The sequence below is a fragment of the Sphingobium sp. TomMM7A genome (assembly GCF_055397305.1).
Genome location: NZ_AP027311.1, coordinates 300,329 through 320,986, shown reverse-complemented (window position 1 = coordinate 320,986; position 20,658 = coordinate 300,329). Strand labels below are relative to the sequence as shown.

Here is a 20,658-nt window from a genome sequence, read left to right as displayed (position 1 = left end):
ATCCGTCGAGAGTCAGCTGAACCGCCAGAGGAACCGCTTCTGCTACGCAGGCAAAGCTTTATGGCGCTCCATATGCGGCAGAAAATCCATCTTGCCGATGTCCAATCCCGCGTTGCGCAGCAATGCATATGCCATTGTTACGTGAAAGTAGAAGTTCGGTATGATCCAGTCGCGAATATCCTCCTCCGACGACATAAGGAAGCGGATGCCATTGGGCAATGTGAGATCGACGACTGTGTCGGCGTCTGCCCAACCAGCGGGGACTGCTTGATCGTTTAGCGATCGAACCACCGCAATGCGTTCGGCAACCTCCGCGAGTGATTTATACGATACAACTTCGAGTGGGACGCTCTGCCCGGCGACTTGATTCAGTGCCAGCAGTACTTGGTTCAGAGCCACGCGAAACTGCATCTCCAGCGGAAACATGTCGTCGGTCAGTCTCGCCGCGAGCACATCATCCGTCATCCCAGAATCGATAGCTTTCCCGACAAGGTGATCGAGGCTGCCGAGCATGTTGTCGAAGGTCATCCGGGCGGACAGAGCGTAGGACATCGCAGACCCTCAAAAAAAGCCGGTGCAAAGCTATGGCATTCGCCTCTGCGGTCAAGCGGCGATCGAAGCATAACATTTCAAAGGTGCGGCAATCCTCACGGCCGCCACCGCCTCGCTTCAATCATATCGCCCCTCCCCCGGAGGAACGCCAGCAAAAGCTCAATTCGCCTTGCTCATATCCACCTTCTCCACCCACTCCGGATAGAAGGTCGGCTCCCGGTTAGACCACCCCACCGCCGTCGCCGCCGCCTCGCTGATCGACTGCAACAGCGCCCGCCGCTTCTCAGGATGCAGATGCGGCAAGCTCGCCGCCGCGCAGAACGCGCCCGGCAACCACGGCCTGGCCCCCGCCCCCAACAGCCGTTCATACAAAAACCGGTAGGCCGAAAAGCTGCTCAGCCTGTCCTGCCCCAAATCGAAAGCCGAAATCGTCACCAAAGGCGCCATGAACGGCTCCATCTGGTCCAGCCCGCTGTCGTCGGGCACCCGCGCCTTGATCTCATCCAGCCGCCCGTAAATGCGGGCCTGCGCGCGGATGCTCGCTTCCTCCACCATGTCGCGCGACCATAGCTTCATGGCGTCGCGGCGGTGGAGGCCGATGTCCAGCGACCGGCGGATATAGCGCTGCGTGGCAGACGGGAAACTGGCGAATTCGCGCAATTCAGCCAGGGTGATTGCCCCGTCAGCCGGTCTTGCATTGGTGCCCATGCTCTTGCCCTCCGACTTCAAGTCGATCAGCAGAACATGCGCCCAACATGGTTACTGTAAGCTTAAGCGCCGGTTCTGCCGACAACTACAGGGAATCACTTTTCCTTGTGCGTCGCAACATGTAATTTTTGTGAAAGCGATAAAAGGAGGCAGCAAAGCCCCCTTACCAAAGAGCATCGGGTCCTCAAGCAACGGCAAGCCGCAAACCCTCCCTCTGCGCCTTCTGCGTTCTCCGCGTGAAAATATATCACGCGGAACGGCAGCGATACGGAAGCACAATCAGAAGGCGAAGCGAGCGCCCCAGACTTAACCTCTATCCAGCTCCCAAGCCTCGCCTCAAGGACAAAGCTGACGCCTGACCCCTCCGCGCCTCCGCGTGAACCAAAATAGGGCGCGGCCACCAGCCACGCCCCAAAACGCAAAACCTTAAGCAACATCCCGTTGAGAACCCGCGAAACCACGCCACCCCCGGCATCCTACGCAATGCCCAAGTGCCGACGCATCCTCCTCACTCCTCCGACTGAACCGGCAACGGCTCGCCCCGCAACTCGCGCGCAAGGTCAGGCCAATGCGACCGCCCCGCCGCACTCGCCGCCGCCTTCTGCAACCCGCGATATTGGGCAAGCACGCCAAGCCCCAGCTCCGTCAGCACCGCGCCCTCACTCGACGTCGCCACCAGCGGCGCGGACCAGCATCGGTTCATCACGTCCACCAGCATCCAGCAGCGCCGATAGCTCATCTTCAGCTTCCGCCCAGCCGCCGAAATCGACCCCTCGCTGGCGATCGCATCCAGCAGGTCGGCCTTGCCCGGCCCCATGGCGATCTCGTCACCACAATAAAGCTGTATCTTGATCTTCAGTGCAGGGCCGCTCATCCGCCCATTATGGCATGGGCAGGCCGCCCCGCCAATCGCTGCGTCAGGCTCGCCGCTCCAACACAGCGCCAATCATGCTGCGCCACACCGCGACATCACCCGCCTGCGCCATCTGCTCATCGGGCTCCCGCAGCGTGTGCAGGATAGCATAGGCATCATCCAGATAGTTTTGCCAACTCGCATCCACCGCGCCCGCCGCATGGGGATCATCGCCCTCGCCATTCAGGCTCAGCTGGCGTCCGGCCAGCACCCGGGCAATGCGTTCGATCGCGGGAGTAGCGGAAGTCGGCATCAATAAGGCTCCTCTCACCTTGCAGCGTCGTGCGCTTGGCGAACCGCCCGGCCACCGCCGATCCGGTTCGCCTCGCCCATGGATCATATCACCAATATCGCCGCCGTCTATCGCCCAGCCTTCTCATCCTCATCTTCTTCTTCGTGAAATCCCGACGAAGGAACCGGATCGCCATGGTCGCCCGGCTTGGTGGCCGACGGCGGATCGGACGCATCCATACTGTCCATCAACCCTTCCTCCAGCTGCTCCTCGGGGGTGACGGCATGGTCCTGCGCATCCGTGGGACGCTCATCATGCGCTTCTTCACGGCTATTGGGACGAATATCGGTCTTGTCGCTCATCTTGCTCTCCTCGGCGCGGCCTTCGCGCGCCACGCAGGATCAACGGCCAGTCCCGATGGCCGGTTCCCAGAGCATCCTCCAGCGCTCAATGTCCCCCCTCCCGCAAGCGGGAGGGGGTTAGGGGGTGGGCCAGCGCAACGCCAGCGATGAAGAGCCAATCACTCCCCCCCTCAAACGCAAAGCCTCACTTCCCCGCGCCCGGCACCTTATCCTTGCCCATCTCGGCAAAGCGGCTCGCATCCTGACCCTGCGCCTTGGCGATCGCGATGGCGACCGGCTCACGGACATGATCCACCGCCGCGATCTGGCACGACCGCAAATCCTGCATGGTCCGGCCCGGACACACCTTCACCGCAGCACGGCGGATGCGGGCATTCAATTCCTGCTGACCCGACTTCTTCGACAGGTCCAGATCGTCATAGCGCACATCGATCGTACGGCCGTTGGATTCAAACGGAATAACGCTCGCCTGCGCCGCCGCGCCCATCAACACGGTGGCAGACAGTGCCGCCAGCATGGCACCGCCGGTGCGATTGATAAAAAATGTCATGATGGTCCCCCTTCGATTGAACTGCTTGGGACTCGTCGCTCTTCAGGCGACCTGGTCCGCGATAAAGCCGCGAAGGCTGGGACCCGTCAGTCCTTCCGGCAGGGCGCAGATTTAAACAGGCCAGCTGCCTCTGTCGATCCCAAAAAGCCTTGTTGACGTAGCGTAAAACATCATTCGTCGAAATTGACCGAACAAGAAAACGCCCCCGGCGCAAGGGACGGCCGGGGGCGTATCCGGGATGCTGTCGGGCTATCCGGGATCTCTCATATCTACAGAAGTCGAGACGCCACCGCCGCAGCTTTCCCGTCGCGGCCCTTATACACCTGATCGGTTAATATCGCTCTACCTTTCGGTGACCCGCCGCCTGCTCGCGCTGGAAAGCATGGGCCGCTTGCGAGCCGCCGCCTGCTATCCCATATCCGCGCCCATAGCCCGGCAACGGCCTTGCCCCCAAAGAACAAATCTGGAACAACACGCCCCATGAGTCTGACCACAATTTCCGTACGCGGCGCGCGTGAGCACAACCTCAAGGGCGTGGACGTCGATCTACCCCGCGACAGCCTGATCGTCATCACCGGCCTGTCCGGCTCAGGCAAATCCTCCCTAGCCTTCGACACCATCTATGCAGAGGGTCAGCGCCGCTATGTGGAATCCCTCTCCGCCTACGCCCGCCAGTTCCTTGAGATGATGCAGAAACCCGATGTCGAGCATATCGACGGCCTCTCCCCCGCCATTTCGATCGAACAGAAGACGACCAGCCGCAACCCGCGCTCCACCGTCGCCACGGTCACCGAAATCTACGACTATATGCGCCTCCTCTGGGCGCGCGTCGGCGTCCCCTACTCCCCCGCGACCGGAGAACCGATCAGCGCCCAGACCGTCAGCCAGATGGTCGACCGCGTCATGCAATTGCCGGAGGGCACCCGCTTCTACCTCCTCGCCCCCGTCGTGCGCGGCCGCAAGGGCGAGTATAAGAAGGAACTGCTGGAGTGGCAGAAGGCCGGCTACACCCGCGTCCGCATCGACGGCGAAATGGTCCTGATCGAAGACGCCCCCGCCCTCGACAAGAAATACAAGCATGACATCGAAGTCGTAGTCGACCGTCTCGCCGTGGATGCCGACATGTCCACCCGCCTAGCCGACAGCTTCGAACAAGCCCTAAAGCTCGCCGACGGCCTGGCCTATGTGGACCTGGCCGACGGCACCGTCGCCGACCTCACTTCCCCCCTCCCGCAGGCGGGAGGGGCCGGGGGTGGGCCAGCGCCAACACCCGGAAAAATGAAAAACGCCGGCATCCCCGACAACCGCATAGTCTTCAGCGAAAAATTCGCCTGCCCCGTCTCCGGCTTCACCATCCCGGAAATCGAACCCCGCCTCTTCTCCTTCAACGCCCCCCAAGGCGCCTGCCCCGCCTGCGACGGCCTCGGAGAACGCCAGGAATTCGACCCCGAACTCGTAGTCCCCAACGAGCACCTAACCCTCAAAAAAGGCGCCATAGTCCCCTGGGCCAAATCCAACCCGCCCAGCCCCTATTACACGCAAGTCCTGGGCTCCCTGGCCAAGGAATTCGGCTTCAACCTCGAAACCCCCTGGCAAGACCTCCCCCCAGAGGTAAAAATCATTATCCTCCACGGCACCGCAGGCAAGCCCGTCACGCTAAAGTTCGTAGACGGCAAAAAATCCTACGAGGTCAAAAAGCCCTTCGAAGGCGTCATCGGCAACTTGAACCGCCGCCTCCTCCAGACCGACTCCGCCTGGATGCGCGAGGAGCTGAGCAAATATCAAACCGCCATGCCGTGCGAGACCTGCCACGGCGCCCGCCTCAAACCCGAAGCCCGCGCCGTCAAGATCGCGGGCGAGGACATCTCCATGTCCACCCGCCGCTCGGTGGTGGACGCGCTCGGCTTCTTCTCCACCCTCCCCGCGCACCTCACCGACCAGCAGAACCAGATCGCCAAGGCCATCCTCAAGGAAATTGTCGAGCGCCTCGGCTTCCTCAACAATGTCGGCCTCGACTATCTGAACCTCGACCGCACCAGCGGCACCCTGTCGGGCGGCGAGTCCCAGCGCATCCGCCTCGCGTCCCAGATCGGCAGCGGCCTCTCGGGCGTCCTCTACGTCCTCGACGAACCCAGCATCGGCCTGCACCAGCGCGATAATGACCGCCTGCTCGTCACCTTGAAGCGCCTGCGCGACCTCGGCAACACCGTCATCGTCGTCGAGCATGACGAGGACGCGATCCGCATGGCCGACTATATCGTCGACATGGGGCCGGGCGCAGGCGTCCACGGCGGCACCATCGTCGCCCAAGGCACCCTCAACGAACTGCTAGCCCACCGCGACAGCCTGACCGCGGACTATCTCAACGGCACCCGCCGCATCGAAGTCCCCGCAAAGCGCCGCAAGGGCAATGGCAAGAAGCTCACCGTCCACAACGCCCGCGCCAACAACCTGCAAAACGTCACGGCGTCGATCCCCCTCGGCACCTTCACCTGCATCACCGGCGTCTCCGGCTCGGGCAAGTCCAGCTTCACCATCGACACCCTCTACGCCGCGTCCGCCCGCACCCTGAACGGCGCGCGCATCGTCGCTGGCCCGCATGACAAAGTCACCGGCCTTGAACATTGCGACAAGGTGATCGACATCGACCAGTCGCCCATCGGCCGCACCCCCCGCTCCAACCCGGCGACCTACACGGGAGCCTTCACCAACATCCGCGACTGGTTCGCCGGCCTCCCCGAAGCGCAGGCGCGCGGCTACAAGCCCGGCCGCTTCAGCTTCAACGTGAAAGGCGGCCGCTGCGAAGCCTGCACCGGCGACGGCCTGCTCAAGATCGAGATGCACTTCCTCCCCGACGTCTACGTCACCTGCGACGTCTGCCACGGCGCCCGCTACAATCGCGAAACGCTGGAGGTGAAGTTCAAGGGCCACAGCATCGCCGACGTGCTGGACATGACCGTCGAGGACGCGGTGGAATTCTTCAAGGCCGTCCCCCCCATCCGCGACAAGATGGCGATGCTCGCCGAAGTCGGCCTCGGCTACATAAAGGTCGGCCAGCAAGCCACCACCCTGTCCGGCGGCGAAGCCCAGCGCGTCAAGCTCGCCAAGGAACTCTCCCGCCGCGCCACCGGCCAGACCCTCTACATATTGGACGAGCCCACCACCGGCCTCCACTTCGAAGACGTCCGCAAACTCCTCGAAGTCCTCCACGCCCTGGTCGAACAGGGCAACAGCGTGGTCGTGATCGAGCATAATCTCGACGTCATCAAGACCGCCGACTGGATCATCGACATGGGTCCAGAGGGCGGCGTCAAGGGCGGCGAAGTCGTCGCCGAAGGCACGCCCGAAAAGGTCGCGAAGAACGCCCGGAGCTTTACCGGGCGCTATCTCGCGCCGTTGTTGGGGATGGAGGCTGTGGCGGCGGAGTAATCAGCCCCAACTAGCAGCGTGTGGTTACTGTCATTCACAACCACACGCTGCTTACATTTAGTCCAGCAGAATGCTGAATGTCATTTACCCTTTTTCTCATCCTGCGAAAGCACCGAGGCGGCTAGTCGCTTTGCATCTGCAGCGGTAGGCTTCTTGGCACCCGAAAGCACTTTGGAAGCCAATGATGAGACAGAGGGAGACGACTGCTTCTTAGCCATCACTCAAAACTCCGTTGCGCCTAAAATTGGGTCGTGATACGCCAGCGGCGTGACGAAGAAATCCGTCACGCCGGAACGTTATGTTAATCTGGTAATGGCTATATAGCACCACAGGGTGCCGCTAGCCGCCACTCTGACTAGCATTTCATTCCTCCTTTCCGAGGACAGAACCGCCTTGGATCGATTGCCGCTGCAGGCAAAGGTTTAAGTCTGGAGAGGCTGCCACCTCTCCTGCGTCTGGGGTGCCCTTGGGCGCCCCATTCTCGTTTGAGGCGCTCAAAACGGCACCTCGGAATCCAGATCATCGCTCCAAGTAGAGGAGCCAAAGGAATTGCTGAAATCGGCTTGTGGGCTTGTGCCGGCCTCCGTTGCGGCCTCAGATTGAGGCCGCACTGCAGAATACACGCCCTTGCGGCTGGGAACCGAAAAGATCAGTTCCTTTTGCGCCATTCGCCAAAGCTTATTTTGCAGGAATTTTCGAGTTTGAATGACCTGAAACCGACGAAACAGTTCAATCAATACAGCATCCAAATCGACCTCTACTCCGCCTGATTTGATTACGGTATAGATCTGCTGCTCAAGATCATCCACCTTAACGCCTGACAGCTCTTTCATCAATTCTGTCGGAAGATCGCTTAGATCTCCGTAAGACGCTGGAATTGGCTTAGTGATCCTTCGGAATTCTTCCACTTCACTAACAAGCGCGTTCAGAAATCCGAGACGGCGATCATAAGTCGCCACCATCGCGCTGTCACCCTTCGCCTCCGCAGCCTTACGCCATCGCTCCATCAGGCGTAGGTATTCCTTTGCTGCATCCAAGTGATCTGACATATCAATCCCGCAACCGAGGGCGTTGCCGTCGGTACTAATTTCCCCCGATTCTTGAGCGATATCAGGCAGTATGGGTATGAGAATATCACGGGAGTTCGTCAACCCCTCAACTCGTCTCACTATCATTTTCTTTGCGATTATCTTTGCAATCACTCATTTTCATGTTCAACTCTAGCGTTATCATTGCAGTGGAAGGCGCATGGATCATATGGGAAAGCGCATCCGCTACGAAACGGCGGGCGATTATGGCATCGACGACCTCAACCCCTGAACCGATCACGCTCGAAGAACTCGAGCGCAAGATCGCCCGCCGCCGCGCCGAACTCGGCATCACCGACGCCGACATGCCCCGCAACAGCGGCACCCGCCGCACCGCCTCCAAAAAGGCTCTGCTCAAGGCCATCAAGGTAGCCGGTGGCAACTGGTAATCCGCCGTTGGAAGCGTCGCCACCTACTGATATGCTATCTTCATGACCAAGCTCACCCCTATCGAGTCCGAGTTCGCGACGACCGAGGAAGCCGAGGCTTATGACGCCTGGTTCCGCGCGCAGGTGGAGGCGTCCTTGGCCGATCCCCGGCCCGGCATCCCGCACGATCAGGTCATGGCGGAACTGCGCGCGATCATTGAGGCGAAGAAAGCCAAGCACGCCTGATGCCGCAAATTATCTGGCGCCCGATCGCGCGCGAGGATGCTCGGCGCATCGTCGACTATATCTCTGATCGCAATCCCGCCGCCGCTGCTCGCCTTGCAGAATTGCTGGAATATACCGCCGAGCGCTTGGCCGATCATCCTTACATGTATCGCGCCGGTCGCGTCCCCGAGACGCGGGAAGCACTCGTCACCCCAAACTACATGCTCGTCTACCGTGTCGGAACCGACGTCATAGAAGTGCTGTCGGTCAAACACACCCGCCAGCAATATCCCTGACGCCACAACCGTTCTCCTTTTGTTCTGTCCTACACCCCCCAACCTGTTATACCGTCCCGGCAAACCCTCCCATAAAAAGGAGCTTTGCCGATGTCCTACCACTTCCCTTCTCTCCCCACCCCCGCGCAGCAAAGCCGCGTCGACGGCTGGAGCCCCGCGCGGCAGCGGCACTTCCTTGAAACCCTCGCCGCCACCGGCGTCATCACCACGGCCTGCGACGCCGTCCACATCTCGCCCCGCGCCGCCTATGCCTTGCGCATCCGCCGCGACGGCGCGGCCTTTCGCCTTGGCTGGGACGCGGCCATCCTCATCGCCCGCGCGCGCCTCGCCGACGATCTGCTCGCCCGTGCGCTCAACGGCCATGAGGAAGTGATCCGCAAGGACGCCGACGCCGGAGAAATCACCCGCCACCGCCACGACAACCGCCTCGCCATGTCGATGCTCTCCCGCCTCGACCGCATGGCCGACAACCCTCCGCAAGGCTCCGACGCCGCCCTCGCCCGCGTCGTCGCGCAGGATTTCGCCGCCTATCTCGACATGCTCTGCCCGCAGGAACAAGCGCCAAAGGAAGCCGCGCCCGCCCAAGCCCCAACAGCGGAAAACCACCCCGCCCTCACCCCGGACAGCAACGAAGCCGCCCCGCCCGCCGCAGACCCGTCCGATCCCACCCTCCCCGCCAGCATCGAAGCCACCGCCACCGCTCTCTCCCCCGGAGCCTCCGCCGCCCTCTTCATCGCCGCCCGCATGGCGCTGCATGAGGGCAAAAAGGCTGAAGCCCACCCCTTCCATGAACACTGTGAACTTCGCCCTCCGCTGGTCGATCGCGCCACCCTCCCGCCCGACGAAGCCGCCGCCCGCCTGCGCGGCGCATGGTGGGATGAGGAGCGGGAAGCCTGGCGCACCGACTATCCCGCCCCGCCCGGCTTTAACGGCGAAGAGAGCGGCGACATCTACGACATTGACGGTTATGAGCGCGACCTGACCCCACAGGAAAGCGAAGCCTTGGCCGCGCTAGAGGAAGCCCAGCGCCGCCCCTACGAAGCCGCCGCCGCAGTGGCGCGTGACGCCTTTTTCGGCTTCGCGGCGCTGGAAGAGGCGGGGTGATGACGGCCTCATTTGGGCCGCCGATTTGCTATTTCGGCCCCCGTCCCCTATATAGGACAGGCTATAGTCGCAAATCGACGGTCTTTCGGCGCTTTGCGGCACCAAACTTCCTTCTTTCCCTGCCCCTCTAGCGACCGGTCCGTCCACGCTGGACAGACCGTACGAACGAAGGAACTACCATGAGCATCACCGGAACCGTCAAATTCTTCAACGCCGACAAGGGCTATGGCTTCATTGCCCCTGACGACGGCACCCCCGACGCGTTCGTCCACATCACCGCTGTCGAGCGCGCTGGCCTGGCCACGCTGCGCGAAAAGGACCGCGTGACCTATGATCTGGAACAGGATCGTCGCGGCAAGATGGCGGCCGTAAATCTTCAGCACGCTGAATAAGCCATGCTGACCGTCCGGGCGCCGTTTCCATGGCGCCCGGGCACTATCTGACAAAGGAGCGCATATGACGCACCCCGACTATCGCGCCCTCGCCGCCCAGGCTCGCAACGAAGCCCAGGCCGCCACCCTCACCAACGTCCGCGACCGCTGCCTCCGTTCGGAAGCAACCTTCCTCGCCATGGCCGAACGCCAGGACCTCGCCGACCGCAACCGCGCCCGCCGCGAAGCTGCATCAGCCGCCGCGCTCGCACAAAGCAGCGCCGTCAGCGCCTGAAGCATTGCTGGCCGGGACACCCGGTCATGCCCCCCGCCGAGGCGATCGATCGACCAGGCCGGGAAATGCGCACCGAGAAAAAGCGCGCCGCTTCCTGCGGCTCTCCCCTGTGACGTCACCGCGCGCCCCTCCGGCACATCGCCACAGCCGCTCATCTTGTCGAATACTCCAAAGCGTCCGGAACCCGACGCCTCCTGACCGGTTATCTCCGCGACCCTGACAGGAACATCCGGTAAGGAGCTAGACGCAATGATCCGCACTCTGATTTTCGGCGCCATCGCAGGCTATGTCGGCAAGAAACTGTACGACGAAGGCAAGCTGACCGAGTTCAAGGAAGACCTCGTCACCCGCTACAACAAGGCCCGCGACGACATCTCGAACCGCACCGGCAACTCCACCAGCAGCAGCCTCGGCGGCAGCAACATGTCCCCGGCGATCACGCCCACCCAACCGCGCCATACAGCGCCGGGTTCAACCCTCGCCAGCTGACACGCGGCTGACACTTTAAAAATACCCATCCCGGCGGCTTATCCCTCTGGCCGCTGGCCACCGCCCGCCCGGCCCGCGTTTCCCCCCTTTCGCGGCGCCGTGGCGGGTGGACTAATGTCCGCCTGTCCCTCTCCCCATAAAGCCGTTCCGCCCACGCAACTTACCCGGATTTGAAGGGTTGTTACGCAGCCGGGGGCCAAAGAATAGGAGAGTGACTGATGCGCACCCCGATAATCGCCGCTGCCTTGCTGGCCCTGCCGCTGGCGGCCTGCACTACGGATCGCTACGCCGACCGCCATGGCTACAATCGCCCCGCAGGAGGCTATTACGGCCGAGTGATCACCGACGATGACTATATCTACCGCGACAATGACGGCCGCTATTATTGCAAGCGCAACGACGGCACCACTGGCACGATAGTCGGCGCGATCGCGGGCGGCGTCCTGGGCAATATCATCGCCCCCGGCGGCTCAAAGACGCTCGGCACCATCCTCGGCGCAGGCGGCGGCGCAATCGCCGGCAACGCGATCGATCGCAGCAGCGTCCGCTGCGAATAAGAAAAAAGGGCGCGACCATCGGCCGCGCCCTCTTCATTACCCTTGCGGGATGAGGAAGTTGCTTACAGCTTGCCCGTAAGCTCCGGCACGACCTTGAACAGGTCGCCGACCAGGCCGATGTCCGCGACCTGGAAGATCGGCGCATCCTCATCCTTGTTGATGGCGATGATGGTCTTGCTGTCCTTCATCCCCGCCAGATGCTGGATCGCGCCGGAGATACCCACAGCGATATAGACTTCCGGCGCCACGATCTTGCCAGTCTGCCCGACCTGATAGTCGTTCGGCACGTAGCCCGCATCAACAGCCGCACGCGATGCGCCAACCGCCGCGCCCAGCTTGTCCGCCAGCGGGAAGATGACCTGCTCAAACGTTTCGCCATCCTTCAGCGCACGACCACCCGACACGATGATCTTGGCGCTGGTCAGTTCCGGGCGCTCCTGCTTGGCGATCTCGGCGCCGACGAAGCTCGACAGACCCTTGTCGCCGGTCGAGGCAACGGCTTCCACCGCACCCGAGCCACCCTCGCGAGCCGCCTTCTCAAAAGCGGTGCCACGAACGGTGATGACCTTCTTCGCATCCTTCGACTTGACGGTCGCGATCGCATTGCCGGCATAGATCGGGCGCGTGAAGGTATCTTCGCTCTCGACCGACAGGATGTCGCTGATCTGCATGACGTCCAGCAGAGCCGCGACGCGCGGCGCAATATTCTTGCCGTTGCTGGTGGCAGGCGCGACGAACGCGTCATGGCTGCCCATCAGCTCGACGATCAGCGGCGCGACATTTTCAGGCAAGGCATGACCGAATGCCGCGTCATCGGCGACATGGACCTTGCCCACGCCAGCGATCTTGGCAGCGGCCTCACCCACAGCGCCGACACCAGCGCCAGCGACCAGCAGATGCACTTCACCCAGCTTCGCAGCGGCGGTGACGGCGGAAAGGGTCGCGTCCTTGACGGCGCCGCCCTCATGTTCAACCCATACCAGAGTCTTCATGCTGCAACTCCCAGAGCCTTGAGCTTCGCGACCAGTTCATCGACATCGGCGACCTTGACGCCAGCCGAACGCTTGGCGGGCTCGGTGACCTTCAGCGTCTCCAGACGGGCGCTGATGTCCACGCCATAATCGGCGGGTGCCTTCGTCGCGAGCGGCTTGCTCTTCGCCTTCATGATGTTGGGCAGCGAAGCATAGCGCGGCTCATTCAAACGCAGGTCGGTGGTGACGATCGCAGGGATGTTCAGCTTCACCGTCTCCAGGCCGCCATCGACTTCGCGGGTCACGCTGACCTTGTCGCCTTCGACCTCGACCTTCGATGCGAACGTGCCCTGCGGCAGGTTCAGCAGAGCCGCCAGCATCTGGCCGGTCTGGTTGCTGTCGTCGTCGATCGCCTGCTTGCCCAGGATGATCAGGCCAGCGCCTTCTTCTTCCTGCACCTTGGCGAGCAGCTTGGCGACGCCCAGCGGCTCGACCTCATCGTCGGTCTGGATCAGGATCGCACGATCCGCGCCCATGGCCAGCGCCGTGCGCAGCGTTTCCTGCGCCTTGGCGACGCCGATCGATACCGCGACGACCTCGGTCGCCACGCCCTTTTCCTTCAGGCGGATGGCTTCCTCGACCGCGATCTCGTCGAACGGGTTCATGCTCATCTTGACGTTCGCCAGATCAACACCCGTCCCGTCCGCCTTCACCCGCGGCTTCACATTATAGTCAATGACCCGCTTCACGGGCACAAGGATCTTCATCGCAACATCCTTTCGTTTCACACAACAGCCCGCATATGCGGACAAGGACGCAGGCGGCCCCTAAAGACCGCCTGCGCCCCATGGTGTTCGTTCAAGTGGCGGGAAAGTGCCTCAGGCTGCTTTCCTCACTTCCGCCACGATCTTCTTGGCCGCGTCGCCCAGATCGTCGGCGGGGACGATGGCGAGACCGGACGAGGCCAGAATGTCCTTGCCCTGCTGGACGTTCGTGCCTTCCAGGCGAACGACCAGAGGAACCGACAGATCAACTTCCTTGGCGGCGGCGACAATGCCCTCGGCAATGATGTCGCACTTCATGATGCCACCGAAGATGTTGACGAGAATGCCCTTAACGGCCGGGTCCTTCAGGATGATCTTGAAGGCCGCAGTTACCTTCTCCTTGTTGGCGCCGCCACCGACGTCCAGGAAGTTGGCGGGGAATTCGCCGTTCAGCTTGATGATGTCCATCGTCGCCATGGCGAGGCCCGCGCCGTTCACCATGCAACCGATGTTACCGTCCAGCTTGATGTAGGCGAGATCATATTCGCTCGCTTCGACTTCAGCCGGGTCTTCTTCGGTCAGGTCGCGCAGCTCGGCAATGTCCTTGTGACGAAACATGGCGTTGCCGTCGAAACCGACCTTGGCGTCCAGCACCAGCAGATTGCCCTGCTCGGTCAACGCCAGCGGATTGACTTCGATCTGCTCGGCGTCGGTGTCGAGGAACGCAGCGTAGAGCGACGATGCGACCTTGGCGGCCTGCTTCGCCTGATCGCCGGTCAGGCCCAGGGCGGCAGCGACCGAACGGCCGTGGTGCGGCTGGAAGCCAGCGGCGGGATCGACGGTGAAGGTGTGGATTTTTTCGGGGGTCGAGTGGGCGACCTCTTCAATGTCCATGCCGCCTTCGGTCGATACGACGAACGCGATGCGGCTGCTGCCACGATCGACCAGTAGGGCGAGGTAGAATTCCTTGGCGATGTCGGCGCCGTCGGTGACGTAGAGGCGGTTGACCTGCTTACCCGCATCGCCGGTCTGGATCGTGACCAGCGTATTGCCCAGCATATCGGTGGCGTGGGCCTTCACCTCGTCCAGGTTGAAGGCCAGGCGAACGCCGCCCTTCGCGTCGGGGCCCAGTTCCTTAAACTTGCCCTTTCCGCGGCCACCAGCGTGGATCTGCGACTTCACGACATAAAGCGGCCCAGGCAGCTTCTTCGCGGCTTCGACGGCTTCATCGACCGAGAAAGCGGCGTAACCGGCGGCGATCGGCGCGCCATATTTCGCCAGCAGTTCTTTCGCCTGATATTCGTGAATGTTCATGGGCCCGGCCCGTCCTTTCGCCTGAAAAGCTGTTGACGGGGCTAAAGCACAGGGACGCGGGGGACGCCAGTCTCGTTTCGCAAATCAACTTTGCAAAATTGCAAAATCATTTCCCGGAATCGCGTTCAATTCACCACTTCCTTCATTCAATCGCGCAGACGATCGCCGCCTTGCTCGTCACCATGAATATCTCCGGATCCTCCAGCGCCCGCACCTTGTAGAGGAATCGATCCACCGTTATCTCCCCCATGTGCGACTTGCGGAGCGACGCCAGCGACTGGAGCCGCCGCAGCTGGATCAGGCTCAGCCGATCCACCATCCGCTCCGCCATGCACCCCGCCATCCGCGGCGAAAGCCCCGCTTCAATCAGCCCCGCCCGCACTTTCGATTCGGGTGACACCGTCGCGCAGGAGGACAGCAGCAAAGCAGCGGCAGGCAAAGCGAGCGCAAAGGCGCGAATGGATATGGTCGTCATGCGCGCTTCATGGCAATCAGAGCCTGAACACAGGGTAAATGGGCCGCCACGGGGACAAGACATGGACAAAATTTTCGGAGCCTTCGCGCATCGCGTCGCCAGCTGGTCCGGGCAGCCCCTGGCGTTCATATTGGCGTCGGCCACGATCATCGGCTGGATATTGACCGGGCCGATCTTCCATTATTCCGACACCTGGCAGCTCATCATCAACACGGGCACGACGATCGTGACCTTTCTCATGGTCTTCCTGATCCAGAACGCTCAGAATCGCGACGGGTCAGCGATCCAGGCAAAGCTTGACGAACTCATCCGCGCCGTCACCGATGCCCGAAACGAATTCATCGGCATCGAACATCTGACCGAAACCGATCTTGAACGTCTGAAAGCTATGCTGGAAAGGGAATATGACAGCGAGGAAAGTCACCACCGGTCAATAGAGCGGTTGATCCAGCGGCGGTAACGGACGCCCACCATCAGTGTGCGGAATTCACTAACCGCACATTTTCCTCACGATATGCATCGATCTGATCACCATATCCACGAGCCAACCCCTCATAAGCAGCACGCCCTTTTTTGGAATGGCTCATCTGCGCTCGTATCAACGACACCTGCTGCCTGTGCAGTAGGTAATTGACATCCATCTCTCCGGTCATTCACGCCCTCCTACCTATCGCTGATGAGACTGGTTGGGGTGCCGCAACTCTTTAGACGAGTCGTCTTTCCGGCAGTGGAGACGTTAGCACTGCCGCATCAATGAGGCCATTCCATCCAACGCGCTACTGGAGCAACTTGACGGAAATCGCGCCCGGTCGGAGCCTTCGGTGAAATAATCAAAGATTTTCGCCCTGTGCAAAAAATATGCGCGAGGGCTATGAAATCCCAAAGTAATTTGCCAATGCGCCTCGGCTTGCAGGGGGCATTCAACATGGCGCAATCGCTGACCGCGGTTCTGGCGATCATTTATCATGAAATTCTGTTGTTCGCCGTGGTGGGGCTGGCCATTGGCGGGATCGACGATTTTCTCGTGGATGTCATGTTCCTGGGCCGCCGCTGGTGGCGAAACATCGCGGTCTATTCTCGCCATAGGCGCATGACGACGGCGACGCTGCCCGCCTCTTCAAAGCCTGGCAAGATAGGCGTCTTCGTTCCCGCCTGGGGTGAAGCCGATGTGATCGGCCCGATGTTGCGCAATGCACTCAACCAATGGTCCGTCGGCGACTATCGCATTTTCGTCGGCGTCTATCCCAATGACCTTGCCACTTTGGCGGCCGTCAACCCGATCGCGGATCAGGACGACCGTCTCGTAGTCTGTATCAACGACCGGCCGGGTCCCACGACCAAGGCGGACTGTCTCAACCTCCTCTGGCGCGCCATGCAGGAAGAGGAGGCGCGCACCGGCAGAATGTTCAAGGCCGTAGTCTTGCACGACGCCGAAGATGTCGTCCACGCCGACGAAGTCCGGCTATTCGATGTGATGATCGATCGCTTCCAACTGGTTCAGTTGCCGGTTCTTCCACTCACCGGAGAAGGCGGCTGGTGGGCACGCTCCATCGCCAATCATTATTGCGACGAATTTGCCGAGAGCCATGGGAAATATTTGACGATCCGCGAAGCTGTGGGTGCGTCGGTTCCGTCCGCCGGAGTTGCCTGCGCATTCGAACGACTGACACTCGAACGGCTCGTCAATCCGGCGAACGGGGGTCCGTTCGACCCCGCTTCCCTCACGGAAGATTATGAAGTTGGTCTCCGGATCAAGAATATGGGCGGGCGTGGCGTTTTCGTGCGGATGCGCGATGCCGCAGGCGAGCTTGTCGCTACGCGTGAATATTTTCCGGACAGCCTGGACGGCGCCGTCCGCCAGAAAGCACGCTGGATGGTCGGAATCTCGCTTGCTGGTTGGGACCGCATGGGATGGCAGGGCGGCCCCACCGAATGGTGGATGCGCATCCGTGACCGGCGCGCGGCCATTGCCGCCTTCGTTCTCTTCGCTGCTTACGTCGCCTTTCTGCTTTGGGGCCTGCTACTCATGGCAAGCTGGTTCGGCCTCGAAGCCGCTCACCAGCCATCCCCGTTCGTCGAACTGCTGCTCTGGCTGAACTTTGCCTTCATGACCTGGCGCGCCGCGATGCGGGCCATTTTTGTCGGCCGCAGCTACGGATGGATTTATGGGATCGGCGCGATCCCCCGTTCCATTCTCGCCAATCTGATTGCGATGCTTGCGGCCCGCCGCGCGGTCTTCCTCTACCTTCACTCCCTGTTCGGAAAGCCGCTGGTCTGGGACAAGACACAGCATCGCTTCCCCCAGCTTTAAAGATCAACATGACCAACAGCGCCAGCGGACGGCCTGTCCGCTTTTTCCTTGTGCTTATGACCGGCTGGGTGATCATTCGGGTCGCGAGCGCCATGTTTGGAGGTACCGTCGCGCCCTTGCCGCCACGACCGATCCCGGTTGCAGCCGCCCGCCTGACCGCGCCTTCTCCGCAAAAGACCGTACCGATTCCGGCCACGCCAACCCCACTGCTCGTCGCCAATTGGCCGATGAGCAGGATACGCGCTGCGGAGCCGAGAAGGGGGATTACCCCAGCCTTTAACACTTCGTTTCAAAGTGCCATGGGCAAATCCGAGGACGGCCAGGCGCCCTTCGATCGGAAAATCGAAGAAGCCGCTCAGGCCAGCAGACCATCCAACTTTGCCCAGCCCGCCCCGCCCGCTTGGCCGCCAACGCCCTCAGACGGCGCCAAAGTACGCCGCTGGCGCGGCAGCGCGTGGCTCCTCTGGCGCGACGGTAGCGCAAATCCGCAGGATCTTGTCACAGGCGGCAGGCTCGGCGGGTCGCAAGCGGGACTCCGGCTCGATTATGATCTGACGCCAGCCAGCACCGGCCGCGCCGCCCTCTATGGCCGCGTGAGCCGCGCCTTCAATCGCCCCGCTTCACCTGAGGCTGCCGCCGGGATAGCCTGGCAACCTGCCCGATCAATTCCGATCTCCATCGCGGCGGAGCGCCGGATCTCTCTGGGAGATGGCGCGCGCAATGCCAACGCGCTGTTTGCGGTGGGCGGCTTCGGCCCCACTCCAGTTCTGGGCGAATTGGAAGCGGAGGCTTATGGACAGGCGGGCCTGGTCGGGTTCAACCGGCGCGATCTGTTCGCTGACGGCAAACTTTCCCTGCTTACGCCTATAGCGGGGACGCCCGTACGCACCGGTCTCAGCGTATCGGGAGGCGCGCAACCGCAGGTGGAGCGCGTTGACATCGGGCCGGAGGTTCAGGTCCGCCTGCCACTCCCCCGCGTCGCATCGCGGCTCAGCATCGAATGGCGGCAGCGCATAGCGGGAGAGGCATCGCCCTCATCCGGTCTCACTCTTACCCTCGGCGCGGATTTTTAACGCGGGGCGGACGCGCAGCGCCTTTATCTTGCCATCCATTCGGCCTAACCCTGTAGGCACATGGATCTCTACCTGCCCATCGCCAATCTGTCGGTGAACGCGCTGGTGATCATTGCCCTGGGCGGTGTGGTCGGCCTGCTCTCCGGCATGTTCGGCGTCGGCGGCGGCTTCCTGACCACGCCCCTGCTGATCTTCTACGGCATTCCGCCAACCGTGGCGGCAGCGTCCGCCGCGTCCCAGGTCACCGGCGCCAGCGTATCGGGCGTCGTTACCCACATGGCCAGGGGCACCGTCGATTTCCGGATGGGCGGCGTCCTGATCGGTGGCGGCATCATTGGAGCGGGCATCGGCGTGCTGTTGTTCCGGCTGCTCCAGTCCATAGGGCAGATCGATACGGCGATCGGCATCCTTTATGTCCTGATGCTCGGCGGCATCGGCATGTTGATGGCGAAGGAGTCCGTCCAGGCGCTGATCCTGTTGAAAACGGGCAAACGCATGCAGGCCCGCAAGCGCCGCCATCACCCCCTGGTCGCCGCGCTGCCGATGCGGTGGCGCTTCTATCGCTCGGGGCTTTACATCTCTCCCCTCGCACCGTTGCTGCTCGGTGTTGCGACGGGGATACTCACAACCCTGCTGGGCGTCGGCGGCGGCTTCATCCTTGTGCCCGCCATGCTTTACCTGCTTGGCATGACCACCCAGTCGGTGGTGGGCACTTCGCTGTTTCAGATATTGTTCGTCACCATGGCAACGACGATGATGCACGCCATGACGACGAAGGCGGTCGATCTTGTCCTCGCGATGCTGCTTCTGATCGGCAGCGTGACGGGGGCACAGATCGGCACCCGCATTTCCATGACCGCTCGCCCCGAATATCTACGCATATTATTGTCGGTGATCGTACTGCTGGTCGCCGCGCGCATGGCGTTGGGTCTCGGCTTCCGCCCCGACGAAATCTACACGGTGGAAGTGCGTTGAACCTGCGCGCCCGTCTCGCACTGCTCCTCCCCCTCTCGACACTGCTCGGCGCGGCAGGGGAGCCGATGCTCGTCCCCGACGTCTCGCAACGGGAAGTGGAGATCCAGTACAGCTTCACCGGCGCCGACCTCCTGCTGTTTGGAGCGATCGTCTATCCCGACGGTCGTCGGCCCAGCAAACCTGCGGACATATTGGTTGTGCTGAAAGGCCCCGACCAATCCATCACCATGCGCGAGAAACAAAAGGTCGCTGGCATCTGGGTCAATGCGGACAGCGCCCGCTTCCGCTCCGCGCCCAGCTTTTATGCGGTCGCCTCTTCCCGTCCGATCGCCAACGTCGTCGATGAACGGACGGCCGCGATCTACGAACTGGGCGTGGACAAGCTGCAACTGTCCCCGTCCTCTCTCAATGACAGCGCCGAGCTTGATCGTTTCCAGGCCGGGTTGATCGACCTGCGCGAACGATCGGGATTGTTCGCCGAACGGCCCGGCTCGGTGGAGATCACCGATGGCGTGTTATACCGGGCACGCATCCCGCTGCCCGCGCGCGTCATCGTCGGCGATTATACAGCGGAAACCTTCCTCGTGCAGGATGGCCGGGTCGTTGCCGCCGCCGTCCGCGACATCACCATCCGCAAGTCGGGGTTCGAACGTTTCATGGCGGTGGCCGCCGAACGATGGTCCTTCTTGTACGGCCTTACCGCCATTTTGCTGGCGGTGGGCATGGGCTGGACCGCCGGAGCCATCGCGCGGCGCTTCTAACGGTTCAAGGCTTCAGGTCCACACGCTCGTCGTCTGGGAAAAGATACTCCAGCAATAAGGAGCGATGGCATCCGTCTGCCTCCCGCTCAAAGCACAGCAAAGCCGTGGGCCGCTCTCGCGCCAAGTCGCGCAACTGTTCCGCCTGGACGATCGCTTCCGGCAGGTCGAGTTGCCCCGAATAAATCTCCCGAAGTTTCGCATGATTGCCCTTGCGAGCCGCCTCCCGACCCTCAGCGGGCGTGCCCAGCGCCTTCAGCCCGACATAGTCGATCCCGGCCTCCTTCAGCCCAGCCGCCAAAATGTTCTTGGAAAAGCCCGGCCGGCGCGAAAGCGGAACCGCCCTGATGTCCGCCAGCAACGTGACGCCTGCCTCCCGCAGCGCCGCTATCAGCTCGCCCTGCGTAGCCCCTTCATACCCGATCGTGAAAATCCGCATCCCAAGCAGATAGGAAAGCGGACGGAACTTCCAAGCTTC

General features: G+C 61.9%; 27 protein-coding genes. 14 read left to right on the top strand and 13 right to left on the bottom strand.

Features of this window, described 5'->3' with window-relative positions:
* Nucleotides 1–42 precede the first annotated feature (42 nt).
* The 6 genes from ACZ5ZH_RS01765 to ACZ5ZH_RS01740 all read right to left on the bottom strand — a co-directional run bounded on the left by ACZ5ZH_RS01765 (nucleotide 43) and on the right by ACZ5ZH_RS01740 (nucleotide 3,317).
* Nucleotides 43–552, bottom strand: a complete 510-nt coding sequence (locus ACZ5ZH_RS01765; RefSeq protein ID WP_464775200.1) for a DUF1993 family protein — start codon at nucleotides 550–552, stop codon at nucleotides 43–45.
* Nucleotides 553–711: 159 nt separating this feature from the next.
* Complete coding sequence (locus ACZ5ZH_RS01760; protein ID WP_449471430.1) at nucleotides 712–1,260, bottom strand: hypothetical protein; 549 nt, start codon at nucleotides 1,258–1,260, stop codon at nucleotides 712–714.
* 508 nt (nucleotides 1,261–1,768) lie between these two features.
* Nucleotides 1,769–2,134 (bottom strand): winged helix-turn-helix domain-containing protein, encoded by a 366-nt coding sequence (locus ACZ5ZH_RS01755; RefSeq protein ID WP_460987617.1) that lies wholly within the window; start codon nucleotides 2,132–2,134, stop codon nucleotides 1,769–1,771.
* 43 nt (nucleotides 2,135–2,177) lie between these two features.
* Nucleotides 2,178–2,426, bottom strand: coding sequence for a hypothetical protein (locus ACZ5ZH_RS01750; RefSeq protein ID WP_196225513.1), 249 nt, complete (start codon nucleotides 2,424–2,426; stop codon nucleotides 2,178–2,180).
* A gap of 107 nt (nucleotides 2,427–2,533) precedes the next feature.
* Entirely contained in the window at nucleotides 2,534–2,767 is a 234-nt protein-coding gene (locus ACZ5ZH_RS01745; protein WP_449471427.1) for a hypothetical protein, read from the bottom strand.
* A gap of 184 nt (nucleotides 2,768–2,951) precedes the next feature.
* Nucleotides 2,952–3,317, bottom strand: a complete 366-nt coding sequence (locus tag ACZ5ZH_RS01740) for a UrcA family protein (protein ID WP_464771982.1) — start codon at nucleotides 3,315–3,317, stop codon at nucleotides 2,952–2,954.
* A 480-nt stretch (nucleotides 3,318–3,797) separates the two neighbouring features.
* On the opposite strand from ACZ5ZH_RS01740, the gene uvrA reads away from it, so the two are divergent.
* Nucleotides 3,798–6,746 carry an excinuclease ABC subunit UvrA gene (uvrA, locus tag ACZ5ZH_RS01735; RefSeq protein WP_464771981.1) on the top strand — a complete coding sequence of 983 codons (2,949 nt, stop codon included), beginning with the start codon at nucleotides 3,798–3,800 and terminating at the stop codon, nucleotides 6,744–6,746.
* Between the two features lie 494 nt (nucleotides 6,747–7,240).
* Here uvrA and ACZ5ZH_RS01730 read toward each other — a convergent pair whose 3' ends face one another.
* Nucleotides 7,241–7,948 (bottom strand): hypothetical protein, encoded by a 708-nt coding sequence (locus tag ACZ5ZH_RS01730; protein ID WP_464771980.1) that lies wholly within the window; start codon nucleotides 7,946–7,948, stop codon nucleotides 7,241–7,243.
* A 92-nt stretch (nucleotides 7,949–8,040) separates the two neighbouring features.
* On the opposite strand from ACZ5ZH_RS01730, the gene ACZ5ZH_RS01725 reads away from it, so the two are divergent.
* From ACZ5ZH_RS01725 to ACZ5ZH_RS01690, 8 genes are all read left to right on the top strand, one after another.
* A complete protein-coding gene (locus tag ACZ5ZH_RS01725; RefSeq protein WP_464771979.1) occupies nucleotides 8,041–8,223 on the top strand; it encodes a hypothetical protein in 183 nt (60 codons plus the stop codon).
* Between the two features lie 42 nt (nucleotides 8,224–8,265).
* Nucleotides 8,266–8,448 carry a type II toxin-antitoxin system RelB family antitoxin gene (relB, locus tag ACZ5ZH_RS01720; protein ID WP_192666660.1) on the top strand — a complete coding sequence of 61 codons (183 nt, stop codon included), beginning with the start codon at nucleotides 8,266–8,268 and terminating at the stop codon, nucleotides 8,446–8,448.
* Nucleotides 8,448–8,723 carry a type II toxin-antitoxin system RelE/ParE family toxin gene (locus ACZ5ZH_RS01715; RefSeq protein WP_464771978.1) on the top strand — a complete coding sequence of 92 codons (276 nt, stop codon included), beginning with the start codon at nucleotides 8,448–8,450 and terminating at the stop codon, nucleotides 8,721–8,723. The genes relB and ACZ5ZH_RS01715 overlap by 1 nt, the downstream gene beginning before the upstream one ends.
* A 90-nt stretch (nucleotides 8,724–8,813) precedes the next feature.
* On the top strand, nucleotides 8,814–9,827 hold the full coding sequence (locus tag ACZ5ZH_RS01710) for a hypothetical protein (protein ID WP_464771977.1): 1,014 nt from the start codon (nucleotides 8,814–8,816) through the stop codon (nucleotides 9,825–9,827).
* A gap of 179 nt (nucleotides 9,828–10,006) precedes the next feature.
* Entirely contained in the window at nucleotides 10,007–10,219 is a 213-nt protein-coding gene (locus ACZ5ZH_RS01705) for a cold-shock protein (protein ID WP_449471421.1), read from the top strand.
* Nucleotides 10,220–10,283: 64 nt separating this feature from the next.
* Nucleotides 10,284–10,493 carry a hypothetical protein gene (locus ACZ5ZH_RS01700; protein WP_464771976.1) on the top strand — a complete coding sequence of 70 codons (210 nt, stop codon included), beginning with the start codon at nucleotides 10,284–10,286 and terminating at the stop codon, nucleotides 10,491–10,493.
* Nucleotides 10,494–10,742: 249 nt separating this feature from the next.
* Nucleotides 10,743–10,982 (top strand): hypothetical protein, encoded by a 240-nt coding sequence (locus ACZ5ZH_RS01695; RefSeq protein ID WP_464771975.1) that lies wholly within the window; start codon nucleotides 10,743–10,745, stop codon nucleotides 10,980–10,982.
* 218 nt (nucleotides 10,983–11,200) lie between these two features.
* Nucleotides 11,201–11,539 carry a glycine zipper 2TM domain-containing protein gene (locus ACZ5ZH_RS01690; protein ID WP_464771974.1) on the top strand — a complete coding sequence of 113 codons (339 nt, stop codon included), beginning with the start codon at nucleotides 11,201–11,203 and terminating at the stop codon, nucleotides 11,537–11,539.
* A gap of 62 nt (nucleotides 11,540–11,601) precedes the next feature.
* Here the strand turns inward: ACZ5ZH_RS01690 and ACZ5ZH_RS01685 are convergent, their stop codons facing one another.
* The 4 genes from ACZ5ZH_RS01685 to ACZ5ZH_RS01670 form a co-directional block, all read right to left on the bottom strand.
* A complete protein-coding gene (locus ACZ5ZH_RS01685; RefSeq protein ID WP_464771973.1) occupies nucleotides 11,602–12,531 on the bottom strand; it encodes an electron transfer flavoprotein subunit alpha/FixB family protein in 930 nt (309 codons plus the stop codon).
* On the bottom strand, nucleotides 12,528–13,277 hold the full coding sequence (locus ACZ5ZH_RS01680) for an electron transfer flavoprotein subunit beta/FixA family protein (protein WP_464771972.1): 750 nt from the start codon (nucleotides 13,275–13,277) through the stop codon (nucleotides 12,528–12,530). The genes ACZ5ZH_RS01685 and ACZ5ZH_RS01680 overlap by 4 nt, the downstream gene beginning before the upstream one ends.
* Before the next feature lie 111 nt (nucleotides 13,278–13,388).
* Nucleotides 13,389–14,588 (bottom strand): ADP-forming succinate--CoA ligase subunit beta, encoded by a 1,200-nt coding sequence (sucC, locus tag ACZ5ZH_RS01675; RefSeq protein ID WP_464771971.1) that lies wholly within the window; start codon nucleotides 14,586–14,588, stop codon nucleotides 13,389–13,391.
* Between the two features lie 142 nt (nucleotides 14,589–14,730).
* Nucleotides 14,731–15,063 carry a hypothetical protein gene (locus tag ACZ5ZH_RS01670; protein ID WP_460987606.1) on the bottom strand — a complete coding sequence of 111 codons (333 nt, stop codon included), beginning with the start codon at nucleotides 15,061–15,063 and terminating at the stop codon, nucleotides 14,731–14,733.
* A 61-nt stretch (nucleotides 15,064–15,124) separates the two neighbouring features.
* Here ACZ5ZH_RS01670 and ACZ5ZH_RS01665 point away from each other — a divergent pair, with 61 nt between their 5' ends.
* Nucleotides 15,125–15,523, top strand: coding sequence for a low affinity iron permease family protein (locus ACZ5ZH_RS01665; protein WP_449471410.1), 399 nt, complete (start codon nucleotides 15,125–15,127; stop codon nucleotides 15,521–15,523).
* 13 nt (nucleotides 15,524–15,536) lie between these two features.
* On the opposite strand, the gene ACZ5ZH_RS01660 is transcribed toward ACZ5ZH_RS01665, so the two are convergent.
* On the bottom strand, nucleotides 15,537–15,716 hold the full coding sequence (locus ACZ5ZH_RS01660; RefSeq protein ID WP_196225497.1) for a hypothetical protein: 180 nt from the start codon (nucleotides 15,714–15,716) through the stop codon (nucleotides 15,537–15,539).
* A 272-nt stretch (nucleotides 15,717–15,988) separates the two neighbouring features.
* Between ACZ5ZH_RS01660 and ACZ5ZH_RS01655 the strand changes: the two genes are divergently transcribed.
* Genes ACZ5ZH_RS01655 through ACZ5ZH_RS01640 form a run of 4 tightly spaced genes read left to right on the top strand, consistent with a single transcriptional unit; the run spans nucleotide 15,989 to nucleotide 20,183 of the window.
* A complete protein-coding gene (locus ACZ5ZH_RS01655; RefSeq protein ID WP_460987605.1) occupies nucleotides 15,989–17,374 on the top strand; it encodes a glycosyl transferase family protein in 1,386 nt (461 codons plus the stop codon).
* An 8-nt stretch (nucleotides 17,375–17,382) separates the two neighbouring features.
* Entirely contained in the window at nucleotides 17,383–18,447 is a 1,065-nt protein-coding gene (locus ACZ5ZH_RS01650) for a hypothetical protein (protein ID WP_464775199.1), read from the top strand.
* 60 nt (nucleotides 18,448–18,507) lie between these two features.
* Entirely contained in the window at nucleotides 18,508–19,422 is a 915-nt protein-coding gene (locus ACZ5ZH_RS01645; protein ID WP_464771969.1) for a sulfite exporter TauE/SafE family protein, read from the top strand.
* Nucleotides 19,423–19,424: 2 nt separating this feature from the next.
* Complete coding sequence (locus ACZ5ZH_RS01640) at nucleotides 19,425–20,183, top strand: TIGR02186 family protein (RefSeq protein WP_464772572.1); 759 nt, start codon at nucleotides 19,425–19,427, stop codon at nucleotides 20,181–20,183.
* 4 nt (nucleotides 20,184–20,187) lie between these two features.
* Here the strand turns inward: ACZ5ZH_RS01640 and ACZ5ZH_RS01635 are convergent, their stop codons facing one another.
* Nucleotides 20,188–20,619, bottom strand: coding sequence for a DUF488 domain-containing protein (locus ACZ5ZH_RS01635; protein ID WP_464771968.1), 432 nt, complete (start codon nucleotides 20,617–20,619; stop codon nucleotides 20,188–20,190).
* Nucleotides 20,620–20,658 lie beyond the last annotated feature (39 nt).